Here is a 21,355-nt window from a genome sequence, read left to right on the forward strand (position 1 = left end):
CGATCGTGTAACCACCCCTGAATCCCAGGGTTTCACCAGCAACGGAGGATGGTCGTGGCGACCTTGTTCTACCGGCTCGGGCGGGCGAGTTTCCGGCACCGCCGACTGACCCTCGTCGTCTGGGTGGTCCTGCTCGTCTCGTTCGGGCTCGGCGCGGCCAAACTGTCCGGGCCGACCAGCGACGCCCTGTCCCTGCCCGGCTCGGAGTCGTGGCGGGCGATGGACGTGCTGGGCGAGGAGTTCGGCATCGGCGCCACCGCCTCGGTGAAGGTGGTGTTCACCGTGCCGGACGACGCGACGTTGACCGGCCCCGACGAGCAGGAGGCTGTGCGGGCGACAGTCGCCGAGCTGCGGCGACTACCGCAGGTCGCGACGGTTGACGACCCGTACGAGACGCAGACGATCGCGCCCGACGGCCGGACCGGTTACGCCGACGTCTCCTACGCGGTGGACGACCACGAGGTGACCGCCGAGTCCCGGGCGGCGCTGCTCGCCGTCGGCGACACCGCCCGGCAGGCCGGTGTCGGCGTCGAGTACGCCGGCGATGTGGTCACCGAGGCCGAGGAGGGCACTGCCGCCGAGGCGTTCGGTCTGGCGGTGGCCGCCGTCGTCCTGCTGATCACCTTCGGTTCGCTCGCCGCCGCCGGCCTGCCGTTGCTGACCGCGCTCGTCGGGGTCGCGGTCGGCCTGCTCGGCATTGGAATCGCCTCCGGCTTCCTCGACCTCACCTCGAACACCTCCGCCCTGGCCACCATGCTGGGCCTGGCGGTGGGGATCGACTACGCCCTCTTCGTCATCTCCCGCTACCGGCAGGAACTCGCCGCCGGCCGCGACGCGGCAGAGCCTCCGGACCGCGACGCGGCCGAGGCTGCCGGCCGGGCCGTCGGCACCGCCGGGTCCGCCGTCGTCTTCGCTGGCCTGACCGTGATCATCGCTCTGGTCGCGCTCGCCGTGGTCCGGATCCCGTTCCTGACCGCGATGGGGATCGCCGCCGCCGGAACCGTCGCCGTCGCGGTGCTGATCAGCCTGACCCTGCTGCCGGCCCTGCTCGGCTTCGCCGGCCACCGGGTGCTGCCGAGGGCCCAGCGGAGCCGGCCCACCGGCAGTCGGATCCCCTTCGGCGAGCGCTGGGCGCGCGGCGTGGTCCGGCACCGCGTACCAGCGCTGGTCCTGTCGGTCGTCGCGGCCGGCATCGCCGCGACCCCCGCGCTCGACCTGACGCTTGCGTTGCCCGACGCCGGCACCGCCGCTCCCGAGTCGACCCAACGCAAGGCGTACGACCAGCTCGCCGCCGCCTTCGGAGCCGGCGTCAACGGTCCACTGCTCGTCGTGGTGGAGACCGCACCCGGCGCGGCGATGGCCGCCGCCGAACAGGCCCGGCGGTACGTCGCCGGCCTCGACGACGTCGTGGCGGTCACCCCGGCGGCGGCGAACCCGACCGACGACACCGCCATCCTCCAGGTCGTTCCCGCGCACGGGCCGACCAGCGAGGACACCAAGCAGCTGGTCCGCGCGATCCGCGCCCACCAGGCGGACTTCGGCGCGGCCGGCGCCGGCGCGGCGCTGTCCGTCACCGGCCGGGCCGCGATCGACCTGGATGTGTCGGAGCAGATCGACGACGCGTTGCTGCCCTATCTGGCCGTCGTGGTCGGCCTCGCGTTCGTTCTGCTGATGCTGGTGTTCCGCAGCGTTCTGGTGCCGATCAAGGCGGCGGCGGGTTTCCTGCTGTCGGTGGCCGCCTCGTTCGGTGCCCTGGTCTTCGTGTTCCAGCAGGGCCACTTCGCCGACCTGCTCGGCATCGCCGCGATCGGTCCGGTCGTCAGTTTCATCCCGATCTTCCTGGTCGGCATCCTGTTCGGCCTGGCCATGGACTACGAAATGTTCCTGGTCACCCGGGCCCGGGAGGAGTATGTACACGGCGCCGCCCCGGACGACGCCGTGGTCGCCGGCATGCGGCACAGCGCCCGGGTGGTCACCGCCGCCGCACTGATCATGGTCAGCGTCTTCGCCGGCTTCATCCTCGCCGAGGACAGTGTCGTCAAGTCGCTCGGGTTCGCGCTCGCCTTCGGCGTCGCCGTCGATGCCCTGCTGGTCCGGATGACCATCGTCCCTGCGGTGCTGTCGCTACTCGGCCGGTCCGCGTGGTGGCTGCCGAGGTGGCTCGACCGGGTCCTGCCGAACGTCGACGTCGAAGGTGAGCGGCTCACCCGGCGGCTGGCGTCAGCCGGCGCCGACGGCGCGCACCTGGACCGGCGGGGGGAACAACTCCCGGACGTCGTCGGGCAACGGTAGCTGCACCCGGTACAGCACCCCGTCCGGGCAGTAGCCGGCGATGCGGTCCAACGCGGACCGCACCCCGTCGCGTACCGTCCGGTCGTCGGTGTCGTACCGGGCGGTCCGGCGGCGGACCCGCCGGACCAGCTCGGCGGCATCGAACCGCTCCGGCCGGTGCTCCGGGTCCGGTCGGTGCTCCGGGTCCGGTCGGGCCGCCATCGCCAGCAGCGGCGGCAGCGCGTCGACCAGCAGCGCCGCCTCGCCGTCGGGCAGCAGCTCGACGAGGGTACGCAGCACCGCCACGTCCAGCTGCCAGATCGTGGTGGTCGGGCGGACCAGCCGTGCCGTCACGGCCCGACCTCCTGCCGCTGGTGGCGCGGCCCGCCGCCGGCCGCCGCCGGGTCGTACCCGGCGGCGGCCTCCTCGTCGAGCAGCAGCTGCCAGCATTCGACCCGCCGGTCGGTGACCGTGGTCGGCGATTCCAGGTGGAACGCGCCGCTGGGCACGATGCCGGCACCGCCGTAGCGGCTGAGCACCGCCAGTTGGGCGGCGACGTCCTCGCCCTGGTGGTCGACCGGCATCCGGGGCCAGAAGTCGAAGCCACCGGCGGCGACCAGCTTGGCCCGGTCGAACAGCACGCACCCGCCGATCCAGGACACCCGGTACGCCCGCCACTGGCCCTCGCCCAGCTGGAGCCGCTCGGTGACGTGCAGCAGGTTGGCGGCCGAGTGCAGCCGGGCCCGGGACCACTGCGGCGTACCGGGCCGGATCCGCTCCGGCTCCGGCCGGCCGTCCCATTCGACGTACCCGTCGTGGTCCTGCGGCCGCACATCATCCAGATAGGACAATCCGTGTACGGCGTTGCCGACGAAGCCGCAGCGCAGTTCGGCGATCGCGGTGACCAGTCGGTCGATGGTGCCGGGGGCGAGCCAGACGTCGTCGTCGAGCATCAGCACCAGCCGGGCGGTGGAGAGACTCAGCAGGTACGCCCGGTGTTCGGCCAGCCCGCGCCGGGGCAGCCGCCGGGTGAGCAGCACCGGGTGACCGGTGTGCCGCAGCGCCCGCACCATGGTGGCGGCGGCCGGGTCGGCCCACGCCGGTCCGCCGTCGGACTGGTCGCTGACCACCACCCCGAACCCGTCAGGGGCATCCTGTGCGGCGAGCCCGGCGAGGGTGGCGGCCAGCTCGGCGGGTCGGTTGCGGGTCGGGACGAGTACGTCGAGCAGCCGGTTGCGGCGGAACTCGACCGGGTCCCCGGGCGGCAACGGTCGACTCATCGGGCTCCTTCCGGGTGTGTGTCGGGTTCCGGGTGTGCTTCGGGTCGGCCGGCCGACCCGCCGGCCGGGCCGGCCGGGGCGGCTGCCGACCGGATCCGGTCGATGACCGCCGAGGTGGACCGGTCCGCGACGTAGCCGAGGATGTGCACCGCCCCGCCGAGCCGGCGGACCAGCGGCGCTTCGGGCACCATGTCCGGCGGGTAGTCGCCGCCCTTGACGTAGACGTCCGGGCGGATCCGCTCGATCAGCCCGGCCGGGGAGTCCTCCTCGAAGACCACCACGTGGTCGACGCTGGTCAGCGCGGCGAGCACGGCGACCCGGTCCTCGACCGGGTTGACCGGCCGGTCCGGACCTTTCAGCCGCCGCACGCTGTGGTCCGAGTTGACGGCAACGATCAGCAGGTCACCGAGGGCGGCGGCCTCCGCCAGGTAGCCGACGTGGCCGCGGTGCAGCACGTCGAAGCAGCCGTTGGTGAAGACGATCCGGGCTCCGGCGGCACGCTGTACGCGTACCTGTTCGACCAGGTCGGCGGGGTCGGTCCCGGCGGCCGGGGTCGCAGCCGGGGTGGTGACCCGCCGGCCGCCGCCCGAGGCCGCGGCCGGGAACGCCTCGCTCAGCGCGGCGGTCAGCGCGTCGCGGTGGCAGATACAGGTGCCGCAGTCGCGCACGGTCAGCGCGGCGGCGAGCTGGGCCAGTTCGGCTGCGACCGGCAGGGTGGCGCCGGCGACCACCGACAGGGTGAGAGCGGCCAGATAGGCGTCGCCGGCGCCGACCGCCCGGCTGGCCGCGACCGGTTCGGTACGGCAGTGGTGCGTGGCGCCGCTGCGGTCGCCGACCACCGAGCCGTCGGTGTCCAGGGTCACCGCCACCAGGTCCGCCCCGGTTGCGGCGTGCAGCCGGGGCAGCAGTCGCCGGGCGGCGGCGACCCGGTCGCGGTCCGGCGTGGGTTCGCCGACGGCCGGTGCGGCCTCGGCGACGCTGGGCGTGATCAGCGTCGGCCGCAGTCCGGCCCACCGGGTGAGGTCGTGGGCGTCGAGGGCGACGGTGCCGTAGCGGTCCCGGTGCCGGATCAGCCACTGCCGGATCCGGTCGGGCAGCGCACCGAGCCCGTAGTCGCAGATGACCAGGTCGGGCCGTACCACGTCGGGATTCGCCCCGGTGCCGTCGACATCCGGCTCGGCGGGGCCGAGCCGGATCTCCTCGGTGCTGGCGACGAGCGCGGCGAGCAGCCGTTCGACCTGTTCGGCGGGGAGTGGACCGGCCGGCCCGCCGTCGTCCTCGCGGAGCAGGATCTGGTCGGCGGCGAGCAGCCGACGTTTCACCGGGGTACGGGTGCCCGGCTGGGCGATCATCCGGTCCTGCACGCCGGCCCGGTGCAGGCAGCGCGCCACCTGGTCGCCGACTTGGTCGACGCCGATCGGGGCGACCAGCAGTGGGCGGGCGCCGAGCGCGGCGAGGTTGACCGCGGTGTTCGCGGCACCGCCGGCGGCGACCTGCCGCCGGTCCAGGGTGAGCACCGGGGCGGGTGCCTCGCGGCAGAGCCGGGTGGAGGTGGCGAACCGCCATTCGTCGAGCATCGCGTCCCCGACGACCAGGACGGGTCGCCCGGACCACAGCTCGACGAGGTCGGTGGGACCGGCGCCGTCCGACGGCCCGGCGGGGCCCGCCGGTCTGGCATTGCCGGTGGGGCCAGCCAGGCCGGCGCGGTGCCGCCGGTCGTTGGACGAGGGCCGCATGGGGCAGCGGGTGCCCGGGACGGGCACGGTCAAACGTGCGGGTCGGTACATGTCGGGGATCACAGATAAATCGGTTGGCTTTCCGCCCCGGCATGGCAGAATGCTTGTAGCAAGCAACTATCGGATGGGGTGAGATCGGCGGTGCACACCGACCCGCCGACCGGTCCCGACGCGGAGCTCATCGCCCTCGGCAAGCAGTTCGGCGTCTTCCACCGGTCCGTGCACATGTTCTACCAACGGCTACGGTTCGACCCGCCGCTGGAGCGGGCGGCGTACACCCTGCTGGTGCGGATCGCCGGCGACCGGCCGGCCCGGCTCAGCGTGCTCGCCGACGGCCTCGGCCTGGACCTGTCAACGGTGAGCCGCCAGGTCGCCGCGCTGGAGGCGGCCGGCCTGGCCACCCGTACGCCGGATCCCACCGACCGGCGGGCCAGCGTGATCGCGGCGACCGAGCTCGGCGTGCAGGTCTACACCCGCAACCGGGCCGTCTGGGTGGGCGCGATGCGGGACCTGCTGGCCGACTGGACCCCGGCCGAGATGAGCGAGTTCGGGCGGCTGCTGACCCGGCTCAACGAGACGATCACCACCCGCTACGGGGGGACGGATCCGGCGGATCGCTGTCCGCGGGGGGAAGGGGAAACACCACAATGACGACCACCGAGGAGCGGGTCGCGCCAGCGCTCAGCCGCCGGCAGATCCTGCTGCTGCTGGCCAGCCTGATGACCGGCATGCTGCTGGCCGCGCTCGACCAGACCATCGTCGGGGTGGCGCTGCCCACCATCGTCGGCGAGCTGGGCGGGATCAACCACTACTCGTGGGTGGTCACCGCTTATCTGCTGGCGTCCACCGCGTCGACGCCGCTGTACGGCAAGACCGCCGACCTGATCGGCCGCCGACCGGTGTTCCTGTTCGCGATCGGGATGTTCCTGCTGGGCTCGCTGCTGGCTGGCATGTCGCAGAACATGACCCAGCTGATCGTCACCCGGGGCCTGCAGGGGCTCGGCGCCGGCGGCCTGATGACCCTGGCGTTCACCATCATCTCGGACGTGGTGTCGCCCCGCGACCGCGGGCGCTACCAGGGCCTGTTCGGCGCCGTCTTCGGCCTGTCGTCGGTGGCCGGTCCGCTGGCCGGCGGCTACTTCGCGGAGACGAACTGGCGCTGGATCTTCTACATCAACGTGCCGCTGGCGATCGTCGCGATGGTCATCTGCTGGTACGTGATGCGGCTGATCCCGTTCCGGCGGCGCGACCACGCCATCGACTGGCTCGGCGCGACCCTGCTGGTGGCCGGGGTCAGCGCCATCCTGCTGGCGCTGAGCTGGGGCGGTGGCGAGTTCGCCTGGGGATCCCCGGTGATCATCGGACTGTTCGCCGTCGGCGCGGTCCTCGCCGCGATTTTCCTCGTCCAGGAGTCCCGGGTCGCCGAGCCGATCCTGCCGCTGAGGCTGTTCCGGGAACCGACCTTCGCGCTGGCCAACGCCGCCGGCTTCGTGCTCGGTCTGGCCATGTTCGGCTCGATCATCTTCATCCCGCTCTACCTGCAGATCGTCAAGGGTGCCTCGCCGACGGCCAGTGGTCTGCTGATGCTGCCGATGATGGCCGGCATCATCGTCACTTCGGTGGCCGCAGGGCGGGCGATGACCCGGTACGGCCGGTACAAGTGGTTCCCGGTGGCCGGCTCGGGGGCGCTGGTCGCCGGCGGTCTGCTCTTCACCCAGCTGGAGGTGACCAGCCCGCTCTGGCAGGCGTTCCTGGTGATGGTGGCGGTCGGCGTCGGGCTCGGGCTGTCCATGCAGTCGCTGGTGCTCGCCGTGCAGAACGCGATCCCGCTGCGCGACCTGGGTGCCGGCACTTCCACGGTGACCTTCTTCCGGACGCTCGGCGGCTCGTTCGGGGTCGCGATCCTCGGCGCGGTGCTCAACGCCCGGCTGACCGGCGAGATGGCCGACCGGATGCCGGCCGCGATCGCCCAGTTGCCGCCGGAGCAGGCCACCGAGATCGCCGCCGCCGGGGGCGCGGAGATCTCGATCGACCAGCCGGCGGTGATCCTGGCGTTGCCCGACCCGGTCCGGGAGGCCATCCAGTACGCCTTCGTGGAGTCGCTGCACACGGTGTTCCTGGTGACCGGCCTGGTCGCGGTGATCGCCGTGCTGATCACGCTGGTGCTGCCGGACCGGGAGCTGCGCGGCGAGGTCGAGTCGCAGGCCACCTCCGCCGACCTCGCCGGATAGGCCGGAGACCGGACCGGACAGTCCGGACACCGGAGCGGACCGGGCCGGAAGGTCCGGTCCGCTCCGGCGTTACTTCAGCACCAGCTGGCCGGAGTGCTCGAAGGCGGCCAGGTCGGTGAGGGTCTCGCTGACGGTGCCGGCCAACGGGGCCGGCACCTCGGCGTGCGCGAAGAACCCGGCGTCGGTGGTCTCGTCGGTGACGGTCAGCAGCTCGCCGGCGAAGCCGTCGACCCGGAAGCAGACCACGAACAGCTGGTACGTGTCGTCGAACATGTTGGTGAAGGTGTAGTCGGCGCCGGTGTGCATGGCGAACGGGGTGACCCCGGCGGCCCGCAGCCCGGTCTCCTCGAAGACCTCCCGGGCGGCGCAGCCGGCGATCGACTCGCCGAGCTCCATCGCGCCGGCCGGTAGCGCCCACAGCCCGTTGTCCGACCGCCGGATCAGCAGGACCCGGTCGTCGGCGTCGCGGACCACGCAGCGGGCACCGACGAACATCAGGGTCCGGTCGCCGGCCAGTGCCCGCAGTTGTCCGAGGTACGAATCCGCCCAGGAGATGCTGGCCATGGAGCAACCTTAGGCGAGGCGGGTGCCGGCCGGGCCGGCTGATCCACGCCCCGAGCGACGGCTGGTCAACCGCCACCGAACCCGACTGACTCCGCGCCCCGTTGGCGGGCTGGCCCTGACCTGTTACGCTTTCACCTGTCAGAAAAACATGACATGTGAAGGAGAGCGATGACATCGGCCACGCCCTCCGGCGACGATCTGGTCGAGAAGCTGGCGGCGCTGGCCAACCCGCTGCGGCTGCGGATCATCGGCCGGCTCGCCGCCGGTCGGGACTACGTCAGCCACCTCTCCCGCGAGATCGGCATCAGCCGGCCGCTGCTGCACATGCACCTGCAGCGGCTGGAAGCCGCCGGCCTGATCGTCGGGAGTCTCGAGCTGTCCGAGGACGGCAAAGCCATGAAGTACTACGAAGTCGCCGATTTCACCCTGCACCTGACCCCGTCGATGCTCGCCGCAGCGGCGGCGACCCTCACCGGACCGGACCCGTCGGCAGCGGGCCCCGCGCGTAAGGAGAAGTCCTGATGTACGTCTTCGCCGCCGAGGGCGGCAACACCTGGCCAGATGTCGTGTTCATCCTCGGCGTACTGACCCTCGGCGTGTTTTTGATCGTGGTGGTCGTCGCCTCTCTGCACGAGTTCCGCAAGACGAAGCTGCTCGCCAGCCAGGAGGAGGCGATGCGTCAGCTTGTCCGCCGCTACGAGCAGCTCGCCGAGAACTCGGTCGATACGCAGCAGCGGGTCGCGGCCGACCTGGCCGAGCTGCGGACCAGGACCAGCGCCATCGAGCAGATCCTGCGGACCGTCGAATGAGCGCCGGTCGGACCACCCCCGTCACCGACACCATGCGGGCCGTCGTCCAGGACCGCTACGGGTCCGCCGAGGTGCTGACCGTGCGGCAGCTGCCGTGTCCGTCCATCACGGACAAGGACCTGCTGGTACGGGTACAGGCTGCCTCGATCAACTACGCCGACCTGGTGTTCGTCACCGGTGAGCCGTACCTAGCCCGGTTGGCCTTCGGCCTGTCCGGCCCCCGGGCGAAGGTGCGCGGGCGCGACGTCACCGGCGAGGTCGTCGCGGTTGGCGCGGCGGTCTCCGGGTTTCAACCCGGTGACCGGGTGTACGCCGAGATCGACAGCGGCAGCTTCGCCGAGTACGCCGCCGTCCCCGCCGACCGGGCCTGGCGTACCCCGGCCAACGTCACCCCGGTGCAGGCGGCGACAGTGCCGCTCGCCGGCGTCACCGCCTGGCAGGGGTTGCGGGACCACGGCCGGCTCCAGCCCGGTCAGCGGGTGCTGGTCAACGGCGCCTCCGGTGGGGTCGGCACCTTCGCGGTGCAGCTCGCCAAGGCGCTCGGTGCCGAGGTCACCGGGGTCTGCCGGGACCGCAACGTCGACCTGGTGCGCTCGCTCGGCGCGGACGACGTGATCGACTACACCCGCGAGGACTTCACCCGGTCGGGCCGGCAGTGGGATCTGATCTTCAACGTGGCGGGTCGGCACCGGCTGACCGACTGCCGCCGGGCGCTGACCCCGCGCGGGACGTTGGTCCTGTGCGGCGGTACGGGTAGTCGCTGGTTCGGCCCGGTGGGCCGGCTGCTGCGGTCGAAGGTCTGGGCACCGTTCGTCAGCCAACGGGTGACCGGGTTCCTGTCCGCGCCCGGACAGCAGCCGCTGCGGGAGCTGACCGAGTTGATCGAGGCCGGCCGGATGGTCCTCCCGGTGGAGCGGACGTTTCCGCTGGACCGTGCGGCCGAAGCGGTGCGGCTCTTCGCCGAGGAGCACCCCCGGTCGAAGATCGTCATCGAGGTGGCCCCGGCCAGCTCATGATCGACACGCGGTGGTCGGCGCGGGTACCCGGCCGAGCCGCCGGTGCGCGACACTTGTCGACGACCCGACAGCGGGAACGAGCCGTGCACGGGAGCGGAGCCTCGGCGGATCGGAGGTGGGTGGCGTGCTGGACCGGCGATGGGTCGTGGCGCTGCTGGCCGCCGTCGTGGCGGTCGCCGCGACGGCGGGATGCACCGGGTCTCGGTCGGCCGAGCCGGCGCTGGTGCCGGTCGTCCCCGGGCGGGCCGCGTCGGCCGCGCCCACCGAGCAGTTGCGGGTCGAGGTGCTGGCCCGCTACCCGCACGACACCGCCGCGTTCACCCAGGGGCTGGAGCTGGCCGGTTCGGACCTGTACGAGGGCACCGGCCAGTACGGCGAGTCCGAGTTGCGGGTCGTCGACCTGGCCAGCGGCACGGTGCGGCACCGGGTGAGCTTGCCGGACACCGCCTTCGGTGAGGGCATCACCGTGCTGGAGTCGCGCATCTGGCAGATCACCTGGCGGGAGGGGGTCGCGTACGAGCGCGACCGGGAAACCCTCGACGTGCTGCGCGAGGTGACCTACGACGGCGAGGGCTGGGGCATCTGCCACGACGACGCCGGGGACCGGCTGGTGATGAGCGACGGCACCGACCGGCTCACCTTCCGCGACCCGGCCACGTTCGACCCGACCGGGTCGGTCGCGGTGACCCGCGACGGCGCGCCGCTGCGCGACATCAACGAGCTGGAGTGCGTCGACGGCCAGGTCTGGGCGAACGTCTGGCGGACCGACGAGATCGTCCGGATCGACCCGGCGACCGGGCAGGTGGTCGCCGAGGTCGACGCCGGTGACCTGCTGACCGGTGCGGAGCGGGCCGGTGCGGACGTGCTCAACGGCATCGCGGCGGTGCCCGGCACCGACGATTTCCTGATCACCGGCAAGTACTGGCCGGCGCTGTTCCGGGTCCGGTTCGTCCCAGGCTCCTGAGTCCTGGCCGGGCGCTGTCGGCGCCGGCGGCGCTGCCCGGTAGCTGCTGGTCAGCGTGGTGCACCGACGACGGCGCGGAGCGCGATGTCGACGGAGGCCTGCAGCTCCTCGCGGCTGGCGCCGGCCGCCGCCTGGACGGCGTGTCCCTCGCTGAGCGCCATCACGAACCGGGCCAGCGCCCGGGCGTCCACCCCGTCGGGCAGGTCGCCGTCCTCGGCCGCGCGGGACAGCCGTGCGGCCACGGCGGCTTCGGTGGCGGCCCGGCCGGCGGCCAGCATCTCGGAGATCCGGGCGTTCTCCGGCGAGCAGCTCAGGCCGCCCTGAACGGAGAAACAGCCGGCCGGGTGGCTGTCGGCGGTGAGGCCGTCGGCGCTGGCGCGCAGGAGAGCTTCTATCGCGGCGTACGCGGTGGGCTGGTCGAGCGCGGTGCGCACGGTGGCCAGCTGAGCGTCCTGGTAGCGGGCGAGGGCGCGCTCGAATAGCTGCTCCTTGCTGCCGAACGCGGCGTACAGGCTCGGCCGGTTGATGCCCATCGCGGCGGTGAGGGTGCTCAGCGAGGCGCCTTCGTAGCCGTACCGCCAGAAGACCTCAGTGGCCCGGTCGAGGACCGCTTCCTCGTCGAAGGCCCGGGGTCGGCCGGCGGGGTGTGTCCCTGTGCCCATGCGCCCACTTTACCGCTCGGTACAGATCGTGACCGGGCTCACCAACCGATCGGTACAGAATCTGTTACGGTTCCTCCCAACCGATCGGTACAGAATGAGGGGCGGACCGGTTCCGCCGCCGCTGGGAGGAGACACATGTCAGTCGCACTGGTCACCGGCGCCAACAAGGGCCTCGGGTTCGAGACCGCCCGGCAGCTTCTCGCGTTGGGCCACACCGTCTACCTGGGCGCCCGCGACGTCGAGCGGGGCGAGCGGGCCGCGGCGACGCTGGGCGCGCGGTTCGTGCAACTCGACGTCACCGACGACGCATCGGTACGCGACGCCCTGGCGGTGGTCGCCTCGGCCGAGGGCCGCCTCGACATCCTGGTGAACAACGCGGGCGTCCTCGGACTCGACGCCGCCGACGGGCCGGCGGCCCTGCGGGTGTTCGACACCAACGCGGTCGGCATCTACCGCGTCACCGAGGCGGCGTTGCCGCTGCTGCGCAAGTCCGAGAACGCCACGGTGGTCACGGTGTCGAGCAGCATGGGTTCCTTCTGGGCGGTGACCAACCCGCAGCGCCCGGAGTTCGGCCTATCGGCGACGCTGTACGCGGCGTCCAAGGCGGCGGCCACCATGCTCACCGTCCAGTACGCAAAGTCCGAGCCGGGCATCAGGTTCAACGCGGTCGAACCCGGTTTCACCGCCACCGACATGACGGCCGCCATGGCCGGCGGACGGCCGGCGGCGGACAGCGCCCGGATCATCGTGCGCTGGGCCACCCTCGACGCCGACGGTCCAACCGGGACCTTCCACGACGAGTCCGGTCCGCTGAGCTGGTAACGGGCAGGAGAGGGGGAGGAACAGTGACTGACCGGCCGAAGACGCAGCCGGTGGGAACGACGATCGGGACCACTCCCGACGTCCAAGGTTGCCAAGGCGTTCACCCATATCCAGGCTCCCCGGCTGCTCACCTCCGGCCGGCCATCAGAGCCGTGACGAGTTGATCGTCAACCTGAGGAAGGCGCGGCGGGTGATCCACGGCTGACCCCCGTACCCCTGCTTTGACCTGCGGCGGAGCCGTGCTAGCTTGCCGACATGAAAACCGTTACCGTTTCCGTCGGGGTGGCGGTGGTGCTGGCGGTCGGCCTGGCCGGCTGCGCCACCGCCAGCCCCGACGCCGCCGCCGGCACCGCCACGACCCCGGCGGCCGACGTCGTCGAGATCACCAACTGCGGCACCACGCTGACCGTCGCCGCACCGCCGCGCCGGGCCCTCGCCATGGAGCAGAACGCCACCGAGATCCTGCTCAGCCTCGGCCTGGCCGACCGCATGATCGGCACCAGCTACCAGACCGACCCGGTGCTGCCCGAACTCGCCGACGACTACGCGGCCGTACCGGTGCTCGCCGACCTCTACCCCAACCGCGAAGCCGTCCTCGACGCCGCGCCCGACTTCGTCTACTCCACCTTCACCTCCGCGTACAGCCCGGAGGCCGCCGGCCCGCGTGCCGACCTGGCCGCCCTCGACGTGCCCGCCTACCTGTCCCGCTTCGCCTGTGAGGACCCCACCACCGGCGAGACGACGGTCGACTTCGACGGCATCTTCGCCGAGATCACCGAGATCGCCACCATCTTCGGCGTCACCGAGCGGGGTGAGGCACTCGTCGCCGACCAGCGTGGCCAGCTCGACGCCGCCACCGCGGCCGCCACCGCACCGGCCGACACCAGCCTGCTCTGGTACTACTCCGGCACCGCCACCCCGTACGTCGCCGGATCCGGCGGTCTGCCCGACGCGATCAGCACCCAGCTCGGCGTCACCAACGCCTACGGCGATGCCGAACAGACCTGGCCGGCCGGCAGCTGGGAGGAGATCGCCGCCCGCAACCCCGACGTCATCGTGCTGGCCGACCTGACCCGGGGCGGCGACGGCGACAGCGCCCAGGCGAAGATCGACTACCTGCGGAGCAACCCGACCACAGCCGAACTCGACGCCGTCAAGGCTGGCCGGTTCATCACCGTCTCCGGATCCTCGATGGACCCGTCCATACGCAGCGTCACCGCCGTCGAAGCGGTCGCCGCCGGCCTGGCCCAGCTCACCGACTCCTGAGGAACAACCTGATGACCGACCTGATGACCGACCAGTTCACCCCGGCCGACGCGCGTCGACTGCTCGACCTGTGGGACACCCAGCAGGCCGCGTACGTCGCCCACCGGGAGAACCGCTTCCAGGCGATGCGCGACGTGCTGCGCCTGCACCTCGGCGACCGGCCGGCCACCGTACTCGACCTGGCCTGCGGACCCGGCGCCCTCACCGACCGGGTGCTCACCGAACTGCCCGCCGCCCGCTGCGTCGCCGTCGACTACGACCCGATGCTGCTGCGCATCGCAGCCGCCGCGCTCGCCGACCACGGCGACCGCGCCGACGTACGCGACCTCGACCTGGTCGCCGACGACTGGGCCGACCGGCTCGGCGTCGACACCATCGACGCGGTGGTCAGCTCCACCGCCCTGCACTGGCTCTCCCCGGCGCAACTGCTCGCCGTCTACACCGCCGCCGCCCGGCTGCTACGCCCCGGCGGCATCCTGCTCAACGCCGATCACCTGCGGTTCGGCCCCGAGCAGCCGACCCTGGCGACGCTGGCCCAGCGGCACGACGAGCAGACCCAGCAGGCCGGGTTCGCCGCCGGAGCGCTGCGCTACGACGCCTGGCACACCGAGGCGGCCCGCACCCCCGCCCTCGCCGCCCTGACCGCGGAGCGGCAGCGGCGCTTCGCCGACCGGCCGCAGCAGCCGGACTCGCCGCTGCAGTTCCACCTCGCCGCGCTGCGTACCGCCGGCTTCGCCGAAGCCGGCACCGTCTGGCAGTACCTCGACGACTACGTGGTCTTCGCCCGCCGATGACCATTGCGCCGTCGCGGACCCCGACGTCGCCGGTCCGGGTGCGGGCAGCACGGGGTGCCCGCACCCGGGGGCCGGTCCTCGCCCTGGCCCTGGCCGTCCTGACCCTGAGCGTCGCCGCCGCGACCACCATCGGCACCGCCGACCTGACCGTCGCCGACGTGTTCCGCACCCACGCCGTCCACCTCGGACTGCCGGTGACCGGGCTGCCGCCGCTGGCCGACAGCATCGTGTGGAACCTGCGTACCCCCCGGGTCCTGCTCGCCGGCCTGGTCGGCGGCGGCCTCGCGGTCTGCGGCGCGGTCCTGCAGGCGTTGACCCGCAACCCGCTGGCCGACCCGTACCTGCTGGGCATCTCCGCCGGGGCGTCGACCGGCGCGGTGTCGGTGCTGGTCTTCGGCCTCGGCGTCGGCACCGCCGCGCTCACCGGCGGCGCGTTCGTCGGCGCCGTCGCCGCGTTCGCCGCCGCCCTGGCGATGGCCGGCCGACGCTGGACCGAACCGTCCCGGATCCTGCTCGCCGGGGTCGCCGTCGGCCAACTCTTCGCCGCCGTCACCAGCCTGATCGTGGTCTCGGCCGCCTCACCGCAGCAGACCCGGGGCGTCACCTTCTGGCTGCTCGGTTCGCTGACCATGGCCAGCTGGCCGTCGGTGGCGCTGGCCGCCGCGGTCACCACCGTGGCGGTGGGAATCTGCTGGACGGCCACCCCGGCGCTGGACGCGTTCACCTACGGCACCGACGTCGCCCAGTCCCTCGGTTTCGCCCCGGCGAAGGTCCGGGCGGCGCTGTTCACCACCACGGCGTTGCTGGCGGCGGTCCTCGTCGCGGCCAGCGGCGCGATCGGCTTCGTCGGGTTGACCGTGCCGCACGCCGCCCGGTTCCTGGTCGGCTCCCGGCACCGGATCCTGCTGCCCACCTGCGCGATCATCGGCGCCACCTTCCTGATCTGGGCCGACACCGCCGCCCGGACCGTGTTCGCGCCGCAGGAGGTGCCGGTCGGGGTGGTCACCGCCCTGCTCGGGGTGCCGGCGTTCGCGCTGCTCATCCGCCGTCGGCAGGCGCCGACATGAGACTGCGCGCCGAGAAGATCACCTGGGCGGTACGCGGAAAGTCGCTGCTCGCCGACGTCACCCTCGACGCGCCCGCCGGCACCCTGGTCGGGCTGCTCGGCCCGAACGGCTCCGGCAAGTCCAGCCTGCTGCGGGTGCTCGCCGGCCTGCAGCGGCCGGACACCGGCCGGGTGCTGCTCGACGATGTGGACACCCGATCCATCCCGCGCCGGGCGCTGGCCCGGACGTTGGCCCTGGTCACCCAGCACACGGCGGCCGACGTGGACATGTCGGTATGTGACGTACTGCTGCTCGCCCGGATCCCGCACCGCCCGCTGCTCGCCGGTACGTCCGCCGACGACCTTGCCCGCGCCGAACGAGCCCTGGCCGCCGCCGGGCTGCCCGGGTTCGGGGACCGTCGCTGGTCGTCGCTGTCCGGCGGGGAGCGGCAGCGGGTCGACATCGCCCGTGCGCTGCTGCAACAGCCGCAGGTGCTGCTGCTCGACGAGCCGACCAACCACCTGGACATCCGCCACCAGCTGGACCTGCTGGAGCGGCTGGCGGCCGGATCGACGACCGTGATAGCGGCGCTGCACGACCTCAACCTGGCGGCCCGGTTCTGCGATCAGATCGTGCTGCTGCTCGCCGGGCGGGTGGCGGCGGCCGGCCCGCCGGCGCAGGTGCTGACGCCGGCCCGGATCGTCGAGGTCTACGACGTCCACGCACAGGTCGACGACGACCCGGACGGCCGTCCGTACGTCCACCTGCGACGCTCGGCCCAGGGTTGACGCGTCCACCGGCCGGTCGGGGGCGGTCCCGCTACGATGCCGCCACACTGGCCCACGTCTGCGGGGCGTCGTGGCCGGTGCCCCCGTCGATCCGAAGGAGTCACCTGTGCCCACCCGTCCGCTGATCGTCCGCACCGACGACCTGGAGTTCGAGCCGTGCGTGGTGCGCACCGACTACTCCGACGAGGTGGCCTGGCAGCAGGTCCTGCGCCGGTGCAACGACAACCCGGACTACTCCACCGGTATGAGCCCGGCGGCCATCGTCGACGACCCTGCCTTCGACGGCGCCACGATCGAGGAGATCCGGGCGGCGGTCGCGGCGGACGAGAGCCTGCCGGTCTTCTTCGTCGCCGACGCCGTGACCATGCGTGGTGAGCAGCCGCTACTCGCCGTCAAGGTCGACGAGGACGATGACGAGGGCGACGACGGCTTTGACGAGGACGACGACGATCTCGTGGAGCCTGCTCGGAACCAGCCGTTCCGCCTGCTCCCGGAGATGGTGCTGAGCGTGCACGGCAACCTGGCACTGGCCAACATGGATTTCGATGAGTTCGGCCCAGGATCCGCCGACCCATCCACCTACGTCCACCGAGGATTCTGATGACCGCTCTGCGTTGAGGCATCCGTTGGCGGTGATGGATCAACCCCGTAGCGTGGCCCGCGTACCGGCACAGGGCGCGCAGGCCGCCGCGCTCAGCGCAGGCAGGAGTCGTCGGGGTCGATGGTGGTGGTGATGCGTCGGCCGATGTCGCGTAGCTGCCGGCACTGGGCCTTCGTCATCGGGTCGAAGACGAGTCGGCGCACCTCGGCGACGTGCCCGGGTGCCGTGGCGACCAGCTTGTCCCAGCCGTCGTCGGTCAGCGTCGCGAGCGTGTAGCGGCCGTCGGTCGGGTCCGGCGTACGGCAGACCCAGCCGCGCTTCTCCAGCCGGGTGACGACCTGCGACAGCCGCGACAACGACCCGTCGGCGATCATGGCGAGCCGGCTCATCCGCATGGTGCGCTCGGGCGTCTCGGACAGCGCGGCCATCACCTGGTACTCGAAGTGGCTGATCCCGGCGTCGCGCTGCAACTGCCGGTCGAGGGCGCCCGGCAGCCTGGCCAGTACGCCGACGAGGGCGAACCAGGTCTCCAGTTCCTCCTTGTCGAGCCAGTGCGGCTGCTCGGTCGGGGTGGTCATGTCGTCGAGTCTAGCTTCAAGCGTCAAGTGATCACGAGAGCTGTGTCACTTGACGCTTGAAGTCATCGCGGACTAGCCTCGCTTCAAGCTTAAAGCGATCCGACATCGGAGACAGACATGAACATCGTTCTTTGGGTACTCGCCGGCCTGCTCGCCGCAGCGTTCCTCGGCGCGGGGCTGATGAAGGTCAGCCAGCCGAGGGAGAAGCTCGTCGAGAGGGGCATGGGCTTCGCCGCGGACTTCCCGATGGGTCTGGTGCGGACCATCGGCGCGCTGGAGATCCTCGCCGCGATCGGCCTGATCCTGCCGGCGGTCACCGGGATCGCCCCGGTGTTCGTGCCGCTGGCCGCCCTCGGCCTGGTCGCGATGATGATCGGTGCCGCGATCGTGCACTTCCAGCGCAAGGAGTACCCGGCGATTCTGCCCAACCTGGTCCTCCTGGCGATGGCCGCCGTCGTCGCCTGGGGCCGATTCGGCCCGTACGCCTTCTGATCCGACCCTGCTCGATCCGACCCCGCCGGGGTCACAACCGGAAGAGACCTGACCAATGCCTGAGCTGTTCGAGCCGGTGACCATCGGCAAGTGGAACCTGCCCAACCGGGTCTTCATGGCACCCATGACCCGCAACCGGGCGCAGCCCGACGGGGTACCCAACGAGCACGCCGCCACCTACTACCAGCAGCGGGCCACCGCCGGCCTGATCATCACCGAGGGGGTGCAGCCGAGCGCCGTCGGGCAGGGCTACCCGAACACCCCCGGCCTGCACACACCCGCGCAGGTCGACGGCTGGCGGCGGATCGCCGACGCGGTGCACGCCGCCGACGGGCGGATCGTCGCCCAGTTGATGCACGCCGGCCGGATCGCCCACCCGGACAACAAGCATGGGCAGGAGACGGTAGCGCCGAGTGCCGTCGTCGCCGACGGCACCATGATCACGGCCACCGGCAGGCAGCCGTACCCGACACCGCGCGCCCTGACCACCGACGAGCTGCCGCAGGTGGTCGACGAGTTCCGGCAGGCGGCGCGGTCGGCCGTCGACGCCGGCCTCGACGGGGTCGAGCTGCACGGCGCCAATGGCTACCTGCTGCACCAGTTTCTCGCCCCGGTGACCAACCAGCGCACCGACGGGTACGGCGGTTCGCCGGCCGCCCGCGCCCGGTTCGTCGCCGAGACGGTCGCCGCCGTCGCACAGGAGATCGGCCCGGAACGGGTCGGCCTGCGGCTCTCCCCGGCCAACGGCGCCAACGGCCTGATCGAGGACGACCCGGCCGAGACCGCCGCTACCTACCGGGCGCTGGTCGACGCGATCGCCCCGCTCGGCCTGGCCTTCCTGCACCTGTCGATCGACCCGGCCGATCCGCTGCTCGCGGACCTGTCGGCCCGGTTCGGCGGCCCGGTCGTCGTCAACACCGGGTTCGCGACGGTCACCGACCAGGAAACCGCGCAGACCCTGGTACGCAGCGGGAAGGCGGCGGCGGTCGCGGTCGGCCGGCCGTTCATCGCCAACCCCGACCTGGTACGCCGCTGGCGTGAGCAGGCTCCGCTCAACGAGGTCGACCAGGCGACGGTGTACGGCGGTGACGCCCACGGCTACACCGACTACCCGTTCCTGGACGGCGCCAGCACGCCGGCCGACGCCGGATAGGCCCCGACGGCAGCACTGCGGCCCTGCGGGGCTCCGGTCTCGCGGCACTGCGGGTTCAACGGACACGATGCCCGGAAATCCGGACAGGTCGCGACCGGGGCCTCGTCACCGGCCGCCGGCCCCGGCACCGTGATCGGTATGACCTCGAATCTGCTGCACCGCTGGCCGAGCGCGCTCGGCCTGGGGTGTGCCGTGCTGGTGCTGGTGGCCGGGGCCGGGCGTGAAGTCCTGGCGGTCGTGCTCGGTGTCGCCGTGCTCTGCTACCTCACCGCCGCCGCGACCCGGCGGCGCTGGATGGCCTGGGTAGGCCTCGGCGCCGGCTCGGGGGTGGTCGCGGCGAGTGAGCTGACCGGCCTGCCGTGGTGGGCCGGCCTCGGCTTAGTCGCGGTGGTGCTGGTGGCCGGTGGCCTGGTCGGCGGTGTGCCGAGGGCGCCGCTCACCGCGCAGACGGTCGCGCTGCTCGGCTACGGAGGGCTCGCGGTCACTGCGGTGCTGGTCGTGCCGGCTGTCGGGATGGTGCTGGCCGGGCTGGCGTTGGCCGCGCACGGCGTCTGGGACGTCATCCACCACCGGCGTGACGAGGTGGTGCCCCGGTCGCTGGCCGAGTTCTGCGTCCTGCTGGACGTCCCGTTAGGACTCGGCTTCCTGGCCCTCGCCGTCACCGGCACCGTTTCCGGCTGACCCAGGTGACCCAGGTGACCCAGGTGATCCGGCGGATCCGGCCGGGTCGTCCGCCGCACCGGTGCGGCTGCTGCGGTACGCGGCCCGGTAACCGGACGGGGTGATGCCGTACCGGTCCATGAAGGACTGGCGCAGCGCGTCGGTCGAGCCGAAGCCGCACCGGGCGGCGATCGCGGCCAGCGGTAGCCGGCTGGTGACCAGCAGGTGGGCCGCCGCCTCGGTCCGTACGTCTCGCACGAAACGGGCCGGGTTCTGCCCCAGGTGGGCGACGAACAACCGGGTGAGGTGACGTTCGCTGACCGCCGCGCGGGCGGCGAGCGCCGGCACACTCAGGTCGGCGTCGGGCGCGTCCCGGATCGCCCGGACCAGTTCGCGGACCAGGCTGTGCTCGGGGACCGGGGCGCTCAGGAACATGCTGACCTGGGCCTGGTTGGCGGGCCGCTGCAGGTAGGTGACAAGCGCGCGGGCGACGTGGCGGGCGAGTTCCGCGCCGTGGTCCTCCTCGACGAAGGCCAGAGCGAGATCGAGGGCACTGGTGACGCCGGCCGCCGTGGTCACCACGCCGTCGCGGATCCACAGCGGACGGGCGTCCACCCGTACGGCCGGGTGGCGGGCGGAGAGCTGGTCGGCGTACATCCAGTGGGTGGTGGCCCGCCGCCCGTCCAGCAGCCCGGCGGCGGCCAGCACCGACGCGCCGGTGCAGACCGAGGCGACCCGGCGGGACTCCCGGGCCAGCCGCCGTACGTGGGCGACCAGCCGGGAGTCCCCGGCGGCGGCGAGATGCCCCTCCCCGCCCGACACGATCACCGTGTCGAGCGGGCCACGGAGCCGTTCGAGCGCCGCCTGGGCGTGCAGCGTCAACCCGGACTGGCAGCTGATCGGCCGCCCCGCCGGGGCGGCGACTACCAGCTCGTACGGTGGGTCCGCGCCCCGGTTGGCGTAGTCGAACGTCGTGGTCAGGCAGGCGATGTCCAGCAACTCGGCGTCCGGGTAGCCGATCACGGCCACCACCCGGGGCGGGGCAGCGCGGTGGCGGGTCACCTCACCAGCGTGCCGCACACCCGCCAGCTATCTACATGTTGCCGTCGGCCCGCCAGTTCTGGTAATTGCCGCCGTTGCACGGCATGGTGTAGACCTTCCCTTGGCGGTCGCTGTCCAGGCAGACGTTTCCGTGGATGTAATGCTGGAACTGGATGCGGTAGTAGTTGCAGCAGCTGCGGTTCCAGTTGGTCGGCTTCCACCGCTGGTACGGATTGTCCCTGGCACATGGCGAGGTGTAGACCTGCCCGGCCTGGTTGGCGTCGAGACAGCGACCAGTCTGCTTGTTCACGATCTGGTAGCGCTCCCCGTTGCTGATCCAGCCTTCGTCCCAGTTCTGGTAGTTGCCGCCGTTGCAGCTCATGGCGTAGACGTCGCCGTTGTGGTTGCTGTCGAGGCACAGACCGGTCTGCCAGTTGCGGATGATGCCACCGTCGCCCGGAAGTGCCGCAGCCGGCGACGCTACGAGGGTGAGTGTGGCGAAAATTGAGATGATGGCCAACGCGCTTCGGGCCATTCTCCGCTGCCAGATCCTGCCGGTCGTACTGTTCTTTTGTGACATG

Annotated in this window: 24 protein-coding genes; 16 read left to right on the plus strand and 8 right to left on the minus strand. The window is 72.2% G+C overall.

Annotated features, from left to right (window positions below):
* The first annotated feature begins 54 nt into the window (after positions 1–54).
* A complete protein-coding gene (locus O7629_RS29545; protein ID WP_278173379.1) occupies positions 55–2,292 on the plus strand; it encodes an MMPL family transporter in 2,238 nt (745 codons plus the stop codon).
* Here the strand turns inward: O7629_RS29545 and O7629_RS29550 are convergent.
* Genes O7629_RS29550 through rfaE2 form a run of 3 tightly spaced genes read right to left on the minus strand, consistent with a single transcriptional unit; the run spans position 2,221 to position 5,287 of the window.
* The gene (locus O7629_RS29550) at positions 2,221–2,625 is read right to left on the minus strand and encodes a DUF2267 domain-containing protein (protein WP_278173381.1); all 405 of its coding nucleotides are present in this window, start codon (positions 2,623–2,625) and stop codon (positions 2,221–2,223) included. The two genes, O7629_RS29545 and O7629_RS29550, sit on opposite strands and share 72 nt — an antisense overlap.
* Positions 2,622–3,551, minus strand: coding sequence for a glycosyltransferase family A protein (locus O7629_RS29555; RefSeq protein ID WP_278173383.1), 930 nt, complete (start codon positions 3,549–3,551; stop codon positions 2,622–2,624). The genes O7629_RS29550 and O7629_RS29555 overlap by 4 nt, the downstream gene beginning before the upstream one ends.
* Positions 3,548–5,287: a D-glycero-beta-D-manno-heptose 1-phosphate adenylyltransferase gene (gene rfaE2 / locus O7629_RS29560; protein WP_278173384.1), complete on the minus strand. Its 1,740-nt coding sequence runs from the start codon at positions 5,285–5,287 to the stop codon at positions 3,548–3,550. Before rfaE2 ends, O7629_RS29555 begins: the two co-directional genes overlap by 4 nt.
* 141 nt (positions 5,288–5,428) lie before the next feature.
* Here rfaE2 and O7629_RS29565 point away from each other — a divergent pair, with 141 nt between their 5' ends.
* The gene (locus O7629_RS29565; protein WP_278173386.1) at positions 5,429–5,938 is read left to right on the plus strand and encodes a MarR family winged helix-turn-helix transcriptional regulator; all 510 of its coding nucleotides are present in this window, start codon (positions 5,429–5,431) and stop codon (positions 5,936–5,938) included.
* On the plus strand, positions 5,935–7,518 hold the full coding sequence (locus O7629_RS29570) for an MDR family MFS transporter (RefSeq protein WP_278173388.1): 1,584 nt from the start codon (positions 5,935–5,937) through the stop codon (positions 7,516–7,518). The genes O7629_RS29565 and O7629_RS29570 overlap by 4 nt, the downstream gene beginning before the upstream one ends.
* A 69-nt stretch (positions 7,519–7,587) precedes the next feature.
* Here O7629_RS29570 and O7629_RS29575 read toward each other — a convergent pair whose 3' ends face one another.
* A complete protein-coding gene (locus tag O7629_RS29575; protein ID WP_278173390.1) occupies positions 7,588–8,082 on the minus strand; it encodes an NUDIX domain-containing protein in 495 nt (164 codons plus the stop codon).
* 168 nt (positions 8,083–8,250) lie between these two features.
* Here O7629_RS29575 and O7629_RS29580 point away from each other — a divergent pair, with 168 nt between their 5' ends.
* The 4 genes from O7629_RS29580 (at position 8,251) to O7629_RS29595 (ending at position 10,871) form a co-directional block, all read left to right on the plus strand.
* Entirely contained in the window at positions 8,251–8,604 is a 354-nt protein-coding gene (locus O7629_RS29580; RefSeq protein ID WP_123606358.1) for a winged helix-turn-helix domain-containing protein, read from the plus strand.
* Positions 8,604–8,891, plus strand: coding sequence for a hypothetical protein (locus O7629_RS29585; protein ID WP_278173392.1), 288 nt, complete (start codon positions 8,604–8,606; stop codon positions 8,889–8,891). Before O7629_RS29580 ends, O7629_RS29585 begins: the two co-directional genes overlap by 1 nt.
* Before the next feature lie 32 nt (positions 8,892–8,923).
* Entirely contained in the window at positions 8,924–9,907 is a 984-nt protein-coding gene (locus tag O7629_RS29590) for an NAD(P)-dependent alcohol dehydrogenase (protein WP_278174724.1), read from the plus strand.
* 124 nt (positions 9,908–10,031) lie between these two features.
* A complete protein-coding gene (locus O7629_RS29595) occupies positions 10,032–10,871 on the plus strand; it encodes a glutaminyl-peptide cyclotransferase (protein ID WP_278173393.1) in 840 nt (279 codons plus the stop codon).
* A 50-nt stretch (positions 10,872–10,921) separates the two neighbouring features.
* Here the strand turns inward: O7629_RS29595 and O7629_RS29600 are convergent, their stop codons facing one another.
* On the minus strand, positions 10,922–11,533 hold the full coding sequence (locus O7629_RS29600) for a TetR/AcrR family transcriptional regulator (protein ID WP_278173394.1): 612 nt from the start codon (positions 11,531–11,533) through the stop codon (positions 10,922–10,924).
* Positions 11,534–11,668: 135 nt separating this feature from the next.
* Between O7629_RS29600 and O7629_RS29605 the strand changes: the two genes are divergently transcribed.
* The 6 genes from O7629_RS29605 (at position 11,669) to O7629_RS29630 (ending at position 16,850) form a co-directional block, all read left to right on the plus strand.
* Entirely contained in the window at positions 11,669–12,355 is a 687-nt protein-coding gene (locus tag O7629_RS29605) for an SDR family NAD(P)-dependent oxidoreductase (protein ID WP_278173395.1), read from the plus strand.
* A gap of 255 nt (positions 12,356–12,610) precedes the next feature.
* The gene (locus O7629_RS29610) at positions 12,611–13,621 is read left to right on the plus strand and encodes an ABC transporter substrate-binding protein (RefSeq protein WP_278173396.1); all 1,011 of its coding nucleotides are present in this window, start codon (positions 12,611–12,613) and stop codon (positions 13,619–13,621) included.
* 11 nt (positions 13,622–13,632) lie between these two features.
* Positions 13,633–14,415, plus strand: a complete 783-nt coding sequence (locus O7629_RS29615) for a class I SAM-dependent methyltransferase (RefSeq protein WP_278173397.1) — start codon at positions 13,633–13,635, stop codon at positions 14,413–14,415.
* Positions 14,412–15,482, plus strand: a complete 1,071-nt coding sequence (locus O7629_RS29620) for an iron chelate uptake ABC transporter family permease subunit (protein WP_278173399.1) — start codon at positions 14,412–14,414, stop codon at positions 15,480–15,482. Before O7629_RS29615 ends, O7629_RS29620 begins: the two co-directional genes overlap by 4 nt.
* Positions 15,479–16,249 (plus strand): ABC transporter ATP-binding protein, encoded by a 771-nt coding sequence (locus O7629_RS29625; protein WP_278173401.1) that lies wholly within the window; start codon positions 15,479–15,481, stop codon positions 16,247–16,249. The genes O7629_RS29620 and O7629_RS29625 overlap by 4 nt, the downstream gene beginning before the upstream one ends.
* Before the next feature lie 106 nt (positions 16,250–16,355).
* A complete protein-coding gene (locus O7629_RS29630) occupies positions 16,356–16,850 on the plus strand; it encodes a hypothetical protein (protein WP_278173403.1) in 495 nt (164 codons plus the stop codon).
* A gap of 92 nt (positions 16,851–16,942) precedes the next feature.
* On the opposite strand, the gene O7629_RS29635 is transcribed toward O7629_RS29630, so the two are convergent.
* Complete coding sequence (locus tag O7629_RS29635) at positions 16,943–17,428, minus strand: MarR family transcriptional regulator (protein ID WP_278173404.1); 486 nt, start codon at positions 17,426–17,428, stop codon at positions 16,943–16,945.
* A 117-nt stretch (positions 17,429–17,545) separates the two neighbouring features.
* Between O7629_RS29635 and O7629_RS29640 the strand changes: the two genes are divergently transcribed.
* The 3 genes from O7629_RS29640 to O7629_RS29650 all read left to right on the plus strand — a co-directional run bounded on the left by O7629_RS29640 (position 17,546) and on the right by O7629_RS29650 (position 19,754).
* Positions 17,546–17,920: a DoxX family protein gene (locus O7629_RS29640; RefSeq protein ID WP_278173405.1), complete on the plus strand. Its 375-nt coding sequence runs from the start codon at positions 17,546–17,548 to the stop codon at positions 17,918–17,920.
* A gap of 55 nt (positions 17,921–17,975) precedes the next feature.
* Positions 17,976–19,073: an alkene reductase gene (locus O7629_RS29645; RefSeq protein WP_278173407.1), complete on the plus strand. Its 1,098-nt coding sequence runs from the start codon at positions 17,976–17,978 to the stop codon at positions 19,071–19,073.
* A 138-nt stretch (positions 19,074–19,211) separates the two neighbouring features.
* A complete protein-coding gene (locus O7629_RS29650; protein WP_278173409.1) occupies positions 19,212–19,754 on the plus strand; it encodes a hypothetical protein in 543 nt (180 codons plus the stop codon).
* Here the strand turns inward: O7629_RS29650 and O7629_RS29655 are convergent.
* Complete coding sequence (locus O7629_RS29655; RefSeq protein ID WP_278173411.1) at positions 19,704–20,795, minus strand: DJ-1/PfpI family protein; 1,092 nt, start codon at positions 20,793–20,795, stop codon at positions 19,704–19,706. The genes O7629_RS29650 and O7629_RS29655 overlap by 51 nt on opposite strands.
* A gap of 31 nt (positions 20,796–20,826) precedes the next feature.
* A complete protein-coding gene (locus O7629_RS29660; protein WP_278173413.1) occupies positions 20,827–21,309 on the minus strand; it encodes a ricin-type beta-trefoil lectin domain protein in 483 nt (160 codons plus the stop codon).
* Positions 21,310–21,355: the final 46 nt, after the last annotated feature.

The sequence above is a fragment of the Solwaraspora sp. WMMD792 genome (assembly GCF_029626105.1).
Taxonomy (GTDB): domain Bacteria; phylum Actinomycetota; class Actinomycetes; order Mycobacteriales; family Micromonosporaceae; genus Micromonospora_E.